The sequence below is a fragment of the Georgenia satyanarayanai genome, assembly GCF_900116375.1.
Lineage (GTDB): Bacteria > Actinomycetota > Actinomycetes > Actinomycetales > Actinomycetaceae > Oceanitalea > Oceanitalea nanhaiensis.
The window spans coordinates 111,472-126,353 of the sequence record NZ_UETB01000010.1; the positions used below are offsets into that span (position 1 = coordinate 111,472).

At 67.3% G+C, this 14,882-nt stretch carries 7 protein-coding genes and 3 pseudogenes; 5 read left to right on the forward strand and 5 right to left on the reverse strand.

Annotated elements, in window-relative coordinates:
• Positions 1-289: 289 nt before the first annotated feature.
• Together DSZ44_RS13130 and DSZ44_RS13135 are read left to right on the forward strand one after the other, a co-directional pair.
• Entirely contained in the window at positions 290-1,129 is an 840-nt protein-coding gene (locus tag DSZ44_RS13130; protein WP_110853082.1) for an alpha/beta fold hydrolase, read from the forward strand.
• Between the two features lie 8 nt (positions 1,130-1,137).
• Positions 1,138-2,211, forward strand: a complete 1,074-nt coding sequence (locus DSZ44_RS13135; protein ID WP_146237554.1) for an extracellular catalytic domain type 1 short-chain-length polyhydroxyalkanoate depolymerase — start codon at positions 1,138-1,140, stop codon at positions 2,209-2,211.
• A 15-nt stretch (positions 2,212-2,226) separates the two neighbouring features.
• On the opposite strand, the gene ypfJ is transcribed toward DSZ44_RS13135, so the two are convergent.
• The 3 genes from ypfJ to DSZ44_RS13150 form a co-directional block, all read right to left on the reverse strand.
• Positions 2,227-3,117 (reverse strand): KPN_02809 family neutral zinc metallopeptidase, encoded by an 891-nt coding sequence (gene ypfJ / locus DSZ44_RS13140; RefSeq protein ID WP_110853084.1) that lies wholly within the window; start codon positions 3,115-3,117, stop codon positions 2,227-2,229.
• A 776-nt stretch (positions 3,118-3,893) separates the two neighbouring features.
• Positions 3,894-5,006 (reverse strand): hypothetical protein, encoded by a 1,113-nt coding sequence (locus DSZ44_RS13145; RefSeq protein WP_110853085.1) that lies wholly within the window; start codon positions 5,004-5,006, stop codon positions 3,894-3,896.
• Between the two features lie 768 nt (positions 5,007-5,774).
• Positions 5,775-10,175: a trypsin-like peptidase domain-containing protein gene (locus tag DSZ44_RS13150; protein ID WP_181424640.1), complete on the reverse strand. Its 4,401-nt coding sequence runs from the start codon at positions 10,173-10,175 to the stop codon at positions 5,775-5,777.
• A gap of 605 nt (positions 10,176-10,780) precedes the next feature.
• Between DSZ44_RS13150 and DSZ44_RS13160 the strand changes: the two are divergent.
• From DSZ44_RS13160 to DSZ44_RS19070, 3 pseudogenes are all read left to right on the forward strand, one after another.
• Positions 10,781-11,347, forward strand: a pseudogene (locus tag DSZ44_RS13160) (transposase); the annotation flags it as partial.
• 1,326 nt (positions 11,348-12,673) lie between these two features.
• A pseudogene (locus tag DSZ44_RS18835) lies at positions 12,674-13,274 on the forward strand (Mu transposase domain-containing protein); the annotation flags it as partial.
• 46 nt (positions 13,275-13,320) lie between these two features.
• A pseudogene (locus tag DSZ44_RS19070) lies at positions 13,321-13,503 on the forward strand (ATP-binding protein); the annotation flags it as partial.
• Between the two features lie 568 nt (positions 13,504-14,071).
• Here DSZ44_RS19070 and DSZ44_RS13170 read toward each other — a convergent pair.
• Both DSZ44_RS13170 and DSZ44_RS13175 read right to left on the reverse strand, forming a co-directional pair.
• Positions 14,072-14,548 carry a M23 family metallopeptidase gene (locus tag DSZ44_RS13170; RefSeq protein ID WP_110853088.1) on the reverse strand — a complete coding sequence of 159 codons (477 nt, stop codon included), beginning with the start codon at positions 14,546-14,548 and terminating at the stop codon, positions 14,072-14,074.
• A 12-nt stretch (positions 14,549-14,560) separates the two neighbouring features.
• The coding region (locus tag DSZ44_RS13175; RefSeq protein ID WP_146237555.1) for a transposase at positions 14,561-14,882 on the reverse strand (322 nt) is incomplete at its 5' end.

Consider the following 14,882-nt stretch of genomic DNA (forward strand, 5'->3'; position numbering starts at 1 on the left):
GTCCGTGTCCGATGGAGTTCGCCCGCGCCCGACTACGTAAGTCTTCCGGACGCGGGAGCGTCCCACCAGGGTCCGGGGCAAGGACGTCACCACGAGCGGACATCGCCTGGGATGGCGGGACAACCGCTGCTCCGGGCCCTGGTCGACGCCCGTCCGCCCCGTGCTGGTCGAGGCCGCGGCATGGTGCCCACCCGCGGCTCACCTCAGGGACTTTCACCGACGCGAGGACGTGGCCGCCGCTGCGAGGCTGACTGCACACCGACAGTCCACTCACGAGAGGCGCGTCATCATGGGACACATCACCACCGGGTACGAGAACGGCGCCCCGGTCGAGCTCTACTACGAGGACCACGGCACCGGGCAGCCGGTCGTCCTCATCCACGGGTATCCGCTCGACGGTCACAGCTGGGAGCGCCAGACCCGGGAGCTGCTCGCCGCCGGCTACCGCGTCATCACCTACGACCGGCGCGGGTTCGGGCAGTCCTCCAAGGTCGGGTCCGGCTACGACTACGACACCTTCGCCGCCGACCTCAGCGCCGTGCTGGAGGACCTGGACCTGCGCGACGTGGTCCTCGTCGGGTTCTCGATGGGGACCGGTGAGCTCGCGCGCTACGTCGCGCGCTACGGCCACGAACGGGTCATCGGGCTTGCGTTCCTCGCCTCTGTCGAGCCCTACCTCGTCGCCCGTGACGACAACCCCGAGGGTGTGCCGCAGGAGGTCTTCGACGGGATCGAGGCGGCGGCGAAGGGCGACCGCTACGCCTGGTTCACCGAGTTCTTCACCAACTTCTACAACCTCGACGAGAATCTCGGCACCAGGATCAGCCAGGAGGCGGTGACCGCGAGCTGGAACGTCGCCGTCTCCAGCGCCCCCGTCGCGGCGTACGCCGTCGTCCCCTCCTGGATCGAGGACTTCCGCGCCGACATCGAGGCGGTCCGCGACAGTGGCCTGCCGTCGCTCATCCTGCACGGCACCGCCGACGCCATCCTGCCCATCGACGCCACGGCCCGCCGCTTCCGTCAGCTGCTGCCCGACGCGCAGTACGTGGAGATCGAGGGCGCCCCGCACGGGCTGCTCTGGACCCACGCCGACGAGGTCAACGCGGCCCTGCGCCGGTTCCTCGGCTGAGGCACACCGTGACCGCCCACGACAGCACGCACCCGTCCGGGCGGTCACGAGCACACCGCGGACGCCGGTGGATCGCCGCCGGAGCCGTGCTCGGGCTCGTGGCCGTCGTCGCCCTCGCCGCGGCAGTCTTCCAGCTCGGCCTGCCCTGGTGGATGCGCGAGGGAGACCGCAACGACACGTACGAGGGAGCCGGCGGTTCCCTGCGGTTCCAGGTCCATCTTCCGGCTCAGGCCGAGGGGAGGGCAGGGCTGCCGGTCGTCATGGCGATTCACGGCTGCGGGATGACCGGCTACGGGTGGAACTCGATGAAGGCGACGACGGCGCTCAACGAGCTGGCCGACGCGGAGGGGTTCATCGCCGTCTACCCGACCCAACGGATGTTCCGCAGCGCGATCAACTGCTGGGACTCGGCCGACCCACGGGAGCAGCACCGCGGCAGCGGAGAGCCGGCGCTGCTCGCCGGTGTCGCCCGGCAGGTCGTCGAGGACTACGACGCGGACCCGGACCGCGTGCACGTCGTCGGCGCCTCGTCCGGTGCGGGGGCCGCCGTCATCCTCGCCGTGACCTACCCCGACGTCTTCGCGACGGCGACCTCCGTCGCCGGTGGTGAGTACGGGCTGAACCAGGTGGATCCGGACGACCCCGGCTCCACGCCCCCGGAGTACACCGCTCGTCAGGCGTGGTCCCAGATGGGCGACCGGGCGCGGCAGGTCCCGCTGCTGGTCATCCAGGGCGAGGACGACGAGGTCGTCCCGACACGCGTCGCCACACGCCTCGTCGAGCACTGGACCGCGGTCGCCGACCTCGTCGACGACGGCCTGCTCAACGGCGGCCCGGACCTGTCCGAGGCGACGACGACGGTGCCCGCGGACCAGGGCAGGCACGCGTACACGCACACCACGCTCACCACGACCGACGGCAGGTCGCTCGTCGAGTACTACCTCGTCCGCGACATGGGGCACGCCTGGCCGGGCCCGGCGGGCAGTGGCCTGTTCACCGACCGCGCCGGTCCGGACGCCAGCGCCATCGCCTGGGACTTCGCCCGGCGTCACCCACGAGAACCCTCGCAGCAGGGCCCGTGACCCCGCCGGCGCGGGTCAGGGCGTGGCGACGGCGAAGGTGTCACAGGACCGCACCGTGCCCTGCTCGTAGCCGGTGGTGAACCACCGGGTGCGCTGCTCGGCGGAGCCGTGGGTCCAGGTGTGCGGCGAGACCTCCTGGCCGGCGGAGGCCTGGATGCGGTCGTCGCCGACGGCGGCCGCGGCCTCGAGCGCCGAGGCCACCTCGTCACGGGTCGGCTCCTGGAGGAAGGTCTCTCCCGAGTCCGGGTCGACGGTGCCGGCCGCGGCTCCGACGAACATCCCGGCGTAGCAGTCGGCCTGCAGCTCGGTGCGCACGGCGTCACCGGTGGGGCCGGTGTCGGTGCGGTCCGCCGTGTCCATGATCCCGAGGGCGTGCTGGGCGTGGTGGCCCCACTCGTGGGCGACGATGTAGATCTGCGCGAGCGGTGCGTTGCGCGCGCCGAGCTGGGTCTCGAGCTGGTCGAAGAAGCCGAGGTCGAGGTAGACCGAGCTGTCGGCCGGGCAGTAGAACGGGCCGACGGCGGCGGTCGCCGAGCCGCAGCCCGTGCCGACCGAGCCGGTGAAGATCTCGAAGCCGGGCATCGCGTACTGCTCCCCCGCCTCGGCCATGGCGCCGTCCCAGTAGACGTCGAGGGCGTCGGCGGTGAGGACCATGCGGCACTCGGTGTGCTCGTTGGCGTCCGCGCCGGTCTGGCAGTGGCTGAGGTCCACGCCGGCACCCTCGCCCTGTGGCTGGCTGCCGCCGCCGTCGAGCAGACCCGCGGGGTTCTGTCCCGTGAGCAGCATGAACGCCACGACGAGCAGCAGCCCTCCCCCGCCGATCCCGCCGCCGATCGCCATGCCGCGCCGCCCGCCGGACGTGCGGACCCGGCGCGAGTCCGCCCGGACCCCCTCGTTGAACGTCATGCCTCGATCTTGCGACGAGAGCCCGGGCGGTGCGCGCGATGAGCTCCCCGGTTCACCTCACCGGGGCCAGGGCGGACCGGGGAGGTCGGAGGAGAACCGGGGAGGTGGGCTCAGGAACAACTCAGCTCTCGGCGAGGGGAAGGTTCCTCGCCGAGAGCTGAGTTGTTCCTCAGACGTTGAACTCTTCGAACCTACCCTCACCTGCAGGTTCGCCGTTAGCCGGGAGGCTGTGGGGGAACCATGGGGGAATCGGGCCGTGTGCGCTCCCCCGCCAAGACGGAGGTGGCGAGACCCTGACGGTAACGTCGTGATCTCGGGTGGGCAGCGCACCCACCATCGGCCACTCTACCGAGCCCCGAGTTCTCCGCAGCCAGGGGCCGTCCATCAGGGTTTGCGCGCGGGCGCCATACGCGTTCCCCGGTGTCCAAGTGCCCCGGCAGCGTCCCTTCTCGTGTGCTGAAGCAGGCGTCAGGCCACCGCGGGCCTGGTGGAGGCGGAACAGGGTGAGCATCTCGGCGACGAGCAGTCTCACGTCGAGGTCCGTGCAGACCCGTCTGGCGGCCTACAGCGCGCCGGCCGCCGTGACGATCTAGTTTCGACCCTCGCGTGCGGCGCCGACAACGCAGGGAGCCCGCCGCGGGCAGGACCGACGGCGGGCTCCTCGAGGGGATGAGATGGATCAGGCGTCAGCACCCGGATGAGTCCTCAACGCTGGCCCCGCGGGGGGTCGAGGACTCGTCCTGAGAGGCAGCTCCGCAAGGGCCTCGTCCTCACCGTCAGCCTCTTCTGTCCCTCACATCTGAACCCCTAGCTACGCGCAGACTCTCACCCGTGTGAAAGGGTGGCACGTCATCGAGTTCGTCATACTCGGCCGAGTCGAAGACAATCACGGCGGGTCCGGTTGGCGAGACCGAGAGCACCTTCCAGAACCTGTCCCATGCGACTGCGACAGTGAGATCTACGAATCCGTGGGGTACGAAATCATCAAAAGTCGTCACCCACTCGGCGCTCCCGGCTGAGGGGCCCCGCAACTCCAACCTGGTCATGTGGATGTCGGCGAAGACGCGAACATCCGCTAGGCCGACTCGTTCCGCCGCCTCTGCGCCTGTGACTCGAAGGCCATGCAGTTCGACGATCTCTATCGGACCGAGGCGAGCCAAGTCGCGAACTGGAGCGCGCCCCTCCCCCGACGCGGATTCAGTAGTGTGTATCTGAAAACCCATGTCGAAGGTCGCTAGTGCAGCGCCGATTCCCGTACTTTCATCCTCGACTGCGGCCCGCAGCGCATCCTCGGTCCCTTCGAACAACTCCTGTTCCGCCGGCACGAACGCATTGAGCTGCTCGAGCAAGTCAGCAGTGCCCTTTGCTGTCAGGACTTCGTCACCGAATCGCTGGCCGCAATTGAATCTGAGACGACTGTCGTTGGTCGCAAGCACTACAGCCTCGGCATTTCTGCGACTCGCGACCATGTGCTCTACACACGCGAGCACGACGGAGTCCGCAGCACCCGTCTTAACACCCTGCTTCCGCTCACCCGCCCCAACCTGAAGGACTTGGTCCATGACGCTCTGGCGCCAAAAGGAGTTCGGGGGTGACCAGACTTCGACTGACTCAGGAATCATCGCCGTTATGCGTTCTGTGAGTGACGCTGTCGGTAGTTGGTCCGCAAGATCGGGGTGCTCATAGAGACCCGGATCAACGATGAACTCCTGCAGCTGGCTCTGGAGAGTCGCGTATGCCGTGGCTGCGTGTTCTGCCCATTCCCAAATGACGACCTCGGGAACGACAATCCGGGCATCCTCGCCAACGGCGTCAATCCAGCGCTGCAAAGTCTTCGCGCTGAAGTGCCCACGTCGCAAAGCGTTCGTGTCGAGAACGAGGATCGTCACGATGACAGAGTAGCCATGAGTACACGCTCGGCAGTAGCGATCCTGCGCGCATCTTCCGCTAGTCCCTGATCGGTCGCGGCGAGCGGTTCGGACAGATCACCGGCGGATTAGCCCGTCGGGACGGAACCTCGCGCGCTTCGCTAAGTGCGCGCGCGACCGCCGGGTTGCGACCCCGTCCAGGATCGCGACTCTCGGCATCGACCCTTGGGGAGCTCGAGTTGCGGAGAACCGCGGCGCCCTGGAGGAAATGGCAAGGGTGTGCCGGTGGCAACATCACCGCAGGGTGCGCTCGAAGTACACCTTCGCAGGCGTAGATGGATTCAGGGGTGCGATTGTGTCCGAGCGTTGCCGGTCAGTCGCTTAGGGGAGGGATCCGAACGGCGTATCGGTGTCGCTGGTCGCGTAGCACTCCCGGTGAACGGTGACCGATCGGCCGGCGATGGTCGATTGCCCCAAGGAGGCGCCTCTGGCCACATCCCCACCCGCTCGATGAGCATGATCGCCGCGTGCATGACCGCCGGGGGGGCCGGAGGCATACCACCACAGGCTTTCCAGAACCGAGGACGTCAGCGTGACGACGTCCGGATAGGGCGCGTACACCCGCGGGTCCCGCTACGGTCGAACCGGAGCGGCGAAAGCATCTTCCAGCCCGCGATATGTGCCAAGCCGGCGGAGAGGTCGTCGTACTCCGCAGCCGAGAAGGCCCAACGGCTGGGGGCAAGAGATCACGGCGGTCTCACCACTCGCCGAAGATCACGGTGATGCGGGTCATCCCTCCGACGCCCTGTCCATGTGAGACAAGAAGTGCTCGACCGCGGCGCGGTCGATCGCCAGGCTTTCCACCGAGTGCGGCGACACCGCCAAGACTGTCTGCAACACCCGCCGTTGCTGTCTCTCCGTCAACACTGACTGCCGCCTCAAGATGTGCAGCCAGAGGGCCGCTCGCGACGCCGCCGATCCGCTGTCGTCGGCTGTGAGCAGGGCCCGCCGCACGATTTCCGGCAAGGTCGTGGCTGGACACCGGTCGATCAGCCACCCGAATGTGGCCGCAGCCTCGCGAACACCGGACACGGCCCCGAGTACGTTGGCGGCGCTGCCCCAACGCTCGAGGGCACCCAGCCGCGAAGCCACGCTGGCGAAGAGGCGGTCACGCACTGGGCCGTCGTGAGGATACAATGGGTCGTCGGCGAACACGCGTAGCCCGTGGTGGGTGTAGGTCCGTCTTGCACCGGCGACCGTAGTCACTACTGCGAGTTCCTCCTCCTTCATGCCGGCGACCAGGAATGCGGCCAGGCGCGACCACGTGCGTCGGGAGGCGAACGTCGTCTCTCCCGGCCAGGCTGGGGTGATGAACCCACCAGCGTCGTTCGCGCCTCGGGCGTCCGTCCACTCAGCAGCCCGCAGAATGCCGTCGAGCACGGCCGCCCGGCTCTCTTGATCGAGCCGCTTCAGGACCTCAGCCGTCATGCGCGGGTATTCAAATGCGTAGCGGGCCAGCCACTCCTTCACGTTGCCCTGCATCGCACGCCTTGCCGAGAGCAACTCCCGGCTGTTGAGGCCGTCCCAGTTTGCCGGCGGCAGGGACGAGAGGACATGCGCGTACAGCGCGTCGTCGTGGATCTCCACCCGTAGGTCGTCGAGCTCGCCGCCGGACTGGCGGTACCAAGTGATGGCGAGGTCAAGGGCGGAGGCTCCGCACGGGTGCACATGAGCAGCCCGTACCAATGCCGTGACGACGTCGGCGGCGATGCTCCTGGGCGCATCCTCCACACCGGACGCCAAGCACAGGACCAGTTCCACACGCAGCCAGTCGCTCTGCACCGCGGTCATCAGGTCCCACAGCTCAGCCAGCGTGCGCGGAGCGTGTGCGGCAGCACCCAGAAGTGCGACCGCGTCGTCGGAGTCCCGCGCCCCACGCCCCGCCGCCTGGCTGGTGCCGAACCGGAGACCTGCGACCACCGCAGCGTCGTCCGGACCGAGCGAAGCGCGTGCGCTAAGGACGATGTCTCGGGTCCTGGGCGGAATCGTCGCGCCTTGCTCCAGGGCGGCGGTCACGATGTCGCGAACGCAGTCTGCTGTCATCGGGAACAAGTGCCGATCGAGCAGTTCGTCCGGCTCGTGGGCCGGATCGGTCACGAGCGCTGCCGCCACGGGGACTTGGCGAGCCCTCCAGAGGATCTGAAGGGCAGCTCGCCGCAGCGCTCGCGGCAGCGTTGCATATCCCCACATGTCCTCCGTCGATGCGGGATCCAACATGATGGGTGAGCCGGGAGGACCGGTTAGCAGTCGAGCAATGACGGCTAACCGCCACCCCTCGCGCGCTGGCAGGCCCATGACGGACTCTCGAAGTGTCGCGTACTCCTGAAGCGCTTGGATTTCCTCATCACGTCGGTCGGCGGCAGTCTCGAAGTCCTGACTGTCGATCGCCGCCTCTTTCTCGATTCTCAGGCGCATGATTGCGTCTGAGAGCGCCCCGGCTCGTTCCGTCAGTTCTGCCCCCGTACGGGCCACCTCCGCGATTCGCCTTATGGTAGCGAAACTTGTAAGCCACTCCCCGGCCCAGTTCGCCGTCGCCAGGACCCGAGACAGCTGCCCGGGCCGGGCCTCTTCGCCCCCGAGCCGTGCATAGCCGATAACGGCGTCGATCACCTTTGGCACGGATTTTCCGACCACGCGTGAGACCGAACCTGCTGAGAAGTGCGTCGCGAGGAGCGACAGTGAGCTCGCATCCGCCTGACACAGCGCCCGCCAAACCAGGTCCGAGTCATCAGCCGTCGGATCGAGGTCGATGGCAAGCAACCGAGAGACACCGACGGCCGTCGCGTTCCGCACCGCTGCCTCGATGTCCGCGGCCCCCAGGGCAGCCACGTGCCGAACGAGGCGTCCGAGTCGCTGCTCGGGCTCCGCCAGCTCCACCCCGACGCTGTGCGCCAGCTCGAGGCCTCGTCTGATGCCGAGAATCGGGAGCATTTCACCCATCACCGCTTCTCGGGCCGGAGCCTCTTCGCCCGTGGCGGCGAGGTCGAGATAGCGGCGCAGATCGCCCGTCGTCCACACACCATGGTCGATCAGGCGAGCCACCAGCTCTGGTTGAGGGAGCTTTTCAGCCGAGGCAGTAGCAAGGAGTTCGGCCGAGCAGGCAAGTCGTTCCCGAGTCCATTGCAGAGGCTGTCCGGCGGACAGTGCCCGCTCATGGTCGGCGTCGATCCGTTGGGCGAGCTCCCGCAACGATGTCTGCCTGCTCATGCTATCCGTGCTGCTCACCGCCGCGTATCGAGGGTCGAGCAGAACGGTCCAGTGCGCCGTCGGTGCGTCTGCTCGCCGGAGGTGCTCGGTCAGGTGCACACCGAGGTAGGCGTCCAACGCGTGAACCTGCTCGCCGATGGCGCCTCGAGCAAAGGCGATAACGCCCTCGTCATACGCGGTGAGATCACCGTCGTCCGACAGACGAGCGCGCCTGACCTCAGCCAATCGCTCGTGCGCGAGAGCGTACGTGAGGCCTGACCGCGTGACGATGATCCACCGCCGCAGGTCGTCGAGCGCGACGTCCAGGTCGTCGCCGTCGATGGGACCGAAAAGCCGAGCGAGATCGAGCAGCTGTCGGCGTGACAACGGTGCAAAGGCCACGGCCAGCAGATCGAGGACCCGGCGGACCACCTTCTGCCGAGCACCCAGCGGTCCGCCCCAGAGCAGTTCCTGATCGCGCCACCATCGATCGAGATACCCCTCCAGTCCCGGAGGGCCCGGCATTGTGAGCACCATCCGGAGCCAACGGGCACGGTCCGGCGCGTGCTGCAGGTCTCTGGCGTACAGGGCGACGCTGAGCGGATCGCCGCCGGCCAGCGCAGCGATGCCTCTCGTCGCTTCATCGTGTTCCGCACTTTCCAACGGCGGCTGGATGTCGCCCAGCACCTCACGAACGTCACGGGTCCGGAATGGGGCGAGAGTGTGCTCCGAGACGCTCCTGGGGTCCCAACCCAAGGTGCTCAACCAGCCGGCCGGATCGGGGCGATCGCTCGTGCTGCGCGCGCTCACGACCAGGACGGCGTAAGGCGACAGCGGGAACATGCCGGGCGCCACATCCCAGCCTTGGGCTTCGTCTAACCCATCGATGATGAGAACAAGTCGACGGCCAGGTTCGCCGCGCCCCGTGAGCAAGTCCACGACCCGGTCGCGAAGTTCCGCGGGTGGGCAGTCGAGCGCCGTCTTGACATCGTGTCCTCGGGCGTGCGCGAGGCGGCCTACCAGCGCGCGAAGCACAACCTCTTCCCGGGCCAACCCGTACCGAATGGCGACCGGCACCACGACGACGTCCGCCGACGCGCTCTTCATGAGGCGGTCGGCAAGCCTGGCCAGCAGCATTGACTTTCCCCGACCCGCCGGTGCGACGATGATGTGCCCAGCTGGACCGGACGGGTCGAGGACCGCATCGTGGAGCTCCGTCAGGAGGGCGGACCTTCCACCAAAGGGAATGTGGCGGTCACCGGTGCCGACGTGATCTCGCAGGTAGGCGCCGATCGGCCCCGCTGAGGGAAGCGCCGGCATGGCGGCCGCTCGGAGAACAGGCCAGAGTTCGATCGCCACCGACGCGGGGATTGCATACAAGACCCCGGCATTACCTACCTCTTCGTTCGTCGGCATCCAGTACACGATGCCTGCCACCGTGGGCGGACCCACCGTGCCGCGCGGGCTCACGAGGATCGCAGGCCCACCGCTGAAGCCGTGCATGTTCTTTCCCGCGGCCGACTCAGGAGAGAAAAGACGGAGTACTGGGCGGCCGTGCAGCGTGACGACGTCACTGACCGTCGCAGTGACGACATCGAGGTCGTGTTCGGAGGGGCGCCACATACCCCAGCCGTACACGCGGATCGCCGTCTCAGGATCGACATCGGGGACGAGAGCCAAGGCTGGCAGCGCGTCGAAATCCTCAGGTACGTCGACAAGGTCAATGAGCGCTAGGTCGTGACCATCGTCCGCCGCGAGCCGGCCATGCACACACCGACCGTCACTGAGGAAGAGCTTGAGCAGTTCTGCGCGCCCCTCGTCAGGAACCACATGGAGCGCCGTCAGCGCATGATCGCGGCTGACGATCGTCGCGGACCCGTCGAAGAGCCGCGCGACTGCCGGGCCCGGGCGGTGTGCCCCGGGAGCCGGGACGTACGCGGACACGCTCATTCCGCGGTACGGCTCCACCTCAACGAAATCTCAAATCCCGCACTCGCCTTCGTCCGGGCAATGATCACACCGGCTTCCGCCTCGAGATCTGCAGAGAAACCGAGTGTGACGTCCTCAAGGTGCCAACGAAGCTCCGCCCCGTCCCCCGGCTGAGCCGTTTCCGGCGCAGTCAGGTCGGCGTCTAGTCTTCGATGAATGCGCCGAGCCACCTCCCCGATGGCGTCAGTGAGCTCGTCGATCCGGTCGGCCAACTTCTCGGTCGTTGACCCACCGGACAGCATCCCTTCGCGACCCGGCTTGGGCCGTACCTGCACTGAAATATCAGTCAATCGTCGCTCCAAGCACTCCATCGGGCTTGTCCCCGTCTGAGTTTCCATACTATCGACCAGTCTAGGCGCGCGATAGCGAACTTGTCGGGGTCCATGACGCGAGGGCGATCACCGGTGCGCCCTTGCACCCGGCCGGCCATCATGCGTAGTTGAGTCCCCGATAGTGGTGTAGCGCGGTCGCCGAGCTCGTCGTGGTTGTAGACGTAGACGCGGCCACCGCGTGCTCCTTCGAGTGAACCTCTCACAGCACCCTCGAACGGAGTCATCACGATGACCGCTCCTCACATTGTCGACCCTGGCGGCCTGCTCGGTGAAGCCCTGGCCGAGGCCAGCCCAGATCTCATGCGCTCGCTGCTGCAGACCGTGATTAACGCGCTGCTGTCGGCCGATGCCGATGCGGTGGTCGGCGCCGAGTACGGGCGCCCGACGCCGGGCCGTGTGACCCAGCGCAACGGCTATCGTCACCGCGACCTGGACACCCGCGTGGGGACCATCGACGTCGCGGTCCCCAAGCTGCGGAAGGGCACCTACTTCCCCGAGTGGCTCCTGGAGCGCCGCAAACGAGCCGAGTCCGCGCTGATCACCGTGGTTGCGGACTGCTACCTCGCCGGGGTCTCCACCCGGCGGGTGGACAAGCTCGTCAAGCAGCTCAGGATCGACTCCCTGTCCAAGTCCCAGGTCCTGCGGATGGCCGCCGCCTGGACCAAGATCGTCGAGGAGTTCCGCCACCGGCCCCTGAGCGAGGCCGGCCCGTTCACCTTCGTCGCCGCTGACGCGCTGACCATGAAGGTCCGCGAGGGCGGCCGCGTGATCAACGCGGTCGGGCTGCTGGCTACAAGCAAAGCCCGGTGTACACCCGTGCTGGTAACGTCCGAAGATGGATGACGATCAAGCGCCACGCTTGCGACGCGAACTCGTCGCGGCCCTCGCCGTGGCATTTGCGCAGTTCGGGGCATCCTCCCGAAAGTTGGCGAACTCGGCTGCTACGGACTCGATCTATCGGCCGCGCGTTATGGCATCTGGGCTCGTGGCTGGGATCGGGTGTGAGCTCTTACAGGGAATCGCAGCGCTCGCGGCGGCCCGATGCGCCTACGCAGGATCCGCTCTGGTGCGACAGCTCGTGGAGATCGAGTACCTGTCCTGGGCCGTGTCAGAGGATCCGGATGACGCGATCGACTGGTTGAGGGCTGACCGCTCCCGTCGGCTCGACAGGTGGCAGCCAGGAAAGATCCGTGGGCGCGCAGCGGGCAGATTTCCGAACTCCGACTACCGCGATCACTGTGAGGTGGGTGGGCACCCGGTCGCAGAAACAGCGCCCGCGATTCTGGACAACCGGGAGCAATGGGTCGAGGTGTCACTTTACGAGGCTTGTCACCACGGGAGTGCAGCGTGGCACTACCTATTGCGAGCATTCAGTGACATGGGTACCCCGCTTCCGATCGACGAGGCGCATGCGGCGGTCGATCGGTTGTACGAAGCATGGAGGGCCAGCGATCCTCTCGTCCGGAACAGGTCGACCTGAGGTAGCCGATAGGTCGCCCAAACCCCCGTCAGCGTGCGCACGCTCCGGCCCCTGGCAGCGACCGCCTGCTCGAGGCCGGCGTGAGTATCAAGGTTGTGAACTCCATGCTCGGCCACGGAGACATACAGGTGCCAGTGGACGTCTACGGTCACGTATCCGACCAGGTGGCTGTAGCAGCCATGAACACCCTGTCGGCGCTTCTTCAAGAGCGCCCCCACTCGCCGCGCGACGACCAGTAGTTCGGTTCAGTTCTCACCGCCGTGGGAAGTGGTACCGATACCGCCCCGGCACAGCGAGGCATCCAGGTGCTCAGCCGCGATCGCAGCACCAGATCGTCGGCCCTCCTCGGAGTCCTCCGCAGCGTGTCCACTACCCCGCTGGGGTCAACGCGGGTGACACAAACAGAAGAGCCGTCAGGATGTCCGCCGGACGGCCCCTCCGAACTGCTACTTCTCTGGTGGGCGATACTGGGATCGAACCTGATACCTGTAGCTCGCTCACCTGCATCTTTGCTGCCTCTGGAACCTCCGTGGGCCCCTGGTGGGCCTACGTCTCGGATCGTTACCGAGCGCGAAGTCGCCGGACTGGTGTTCCCACGCACAGTGTGCGCTAGAACTGTTCTCAGTCTACCGCGGAGATTCGACTGTCAGGCCTTCCGCGGGGTACTGGGCGCCAAGGTGGTGATCTGCAAACCGGCCGACCCGGACGCAAGGACATGGTCGAGCGCCTGCACGACTACCTCGAGCGGTCCTTCCTGCCCGGACGCAGGTTCAGCTCCCCGGCGGACTTCAACGCCCAGCTGACCGGGTTCTTTGCCCGGGCCAACGGACGGCAGATGCGGGTGCTAAGCCGCGCCCCGGCCGACCGGCTGGCCGCCGACCTGGGCGCGATGCTCCCGCTGCCACCGGTTCCTCCGCAGGTCGGATGGCATCACTCGACGCGGCTGCCGCGCGATCACTACATCCGTCTGGACGCCAACGACTACTCGGTGCACCCTCGGCGATCGGGCGACGGATCTACATCCACGCCGACCTGGACCGCATCTGGGCCACCTTCGAGGGAGCGATCGTACCGACCACGAACGCCTCTGGGCCCGCCACCAGACAACCACCGACTACAAGCACCTCGTGGCCGCGAAGCGGCTGCCGCCGCGGACGGGCCGACCTGCTGGCCCTACTCCCCGACGCGGCCACCGGTGAGGTCGTCGAGATCCGAGCACTGAGCGACTACGACGGCGCCCTGGCCTGGTCGATGAGGAGGCCGGCTGATGGGCACCGCCCCCAGCACCGGGGAGGGACGCATCCGCGCCGCCCGCTTCCCGGCCCGCAAGTCCCTGGAGGACTTCGACTACGACCACGCCCGCGGCCTCAAACGCGAGACCATCGCCCACCTGGGCGCCCCGGACTTCGTCCTAGCCAAGGAGAACGTGATCCTGCTCGGCCCGCCGGGTACCGGCAAGACCCACCTGGCCCGCCACCTCCCACTTGGAGGTCCTGGAGGCCGCCCCTCGTTGTCACCGCCGAGGCGCAGGCTGCCTGCTGACACCGGAGGCGCTCGCCTGGGACGCGGACCGTGGCCACTGGCAGCGGGTCCTTGGTTTGAGATCCCGCGTAGCCGCGTCCAAGTGCCCGTCGGCGTGCCTATCGCGGTCACTGCCCGGGTCGAGTGGAAGCGCGACAGCGTCACGTTGCGGGCGAGGTCGCCGGGACGCTGGTCGCACGGATTCCGCTCGTTGATCTTCGCCAACGGTTCCGGTAGACGATCCTTGACCGGGGCACAGCGTCGGCATCTGGAACGGTCTAAAGGATCCGTTCGCCATCGCGTCAGTACCAAACGACAGAACCGGTCGAGACCTGCACAGCACCGATGCCGATGTTCGCACCGAACATGAGGACCAACATCGCCGCGTGGGTCAATCACCGTCGGCCCCGTACCAAGGTTAACGCGATAGCGACGGACAACGCGTAGACCACCGTGTCGGTGAGCGTCCACGTCACCGCGGCAGGCCCGGATAGATCGCGGGGCAGACGGCTTATCTGTTACAGCTGGCTGACGTCAACGGCTCCCTGTTCCTGGAGCCAGTTGAGGGGGTTCACCGTGGAGAGCTGGTCGTCGGTGTGGACCTCAAGATGCAGGTGCGGGCCGGTGGAGTTCCCGTTGTTACCCACCCCCGCGATCACCTGGCCGGCTTCGACGGCTTGCCCGGGCTCGACGTAGAGGCCAGAGGCGTACATGTGGTTGTACCAGGTGTATACCATCTGCTCCTCGATCTCGTGCTCGATGATGATGAGCATGCTCGACCGGCCGGCGCGTCCCTGCCCGACATAGGTCACGACGCCGTCCGCGACGGCGTGGATAGGGGTATCCAGGGGTGCTGCTAGGTCGACGCCGTAATGGAACTGCGCGCCCCCGCCGAACGGGTTCTGCCGCGCGCCATACCTCGAGGTGATCCGGTAACTGCCTTCGGCCAACGGCATGACGACTCGCTGGCGTGCAGGCACTAGCGCCGCTGCCATGCCATTGGCGGCTCATCCGAATCCAGGGTGTAGTCGAGGTCTGAATCCGCCGACCTCGAGGAGTGATCGGGCGATGTAGTTCGTGAGATTGCGGAAGCCGAGGGCGGACCCGCGTAGGTGCTCGAGGCGTCCGTTCATGGCTTCGGTGGGGCCGTTGGACGTGCCGGGGCGATCGAAGTAGGCCAGGACGTCGGCGGCGCGACGCTTGAGCGTGCGGCCGAGGGTGCGGAGCTCGGTCATGGGCGCCGGGACACCGCCGCTCAGGGAGTCGATCAGGCGGGTCATCAGGTCACGTGCTTTGGCCCGGTCGGGCTCGCGGTAGGCGGAGATCATG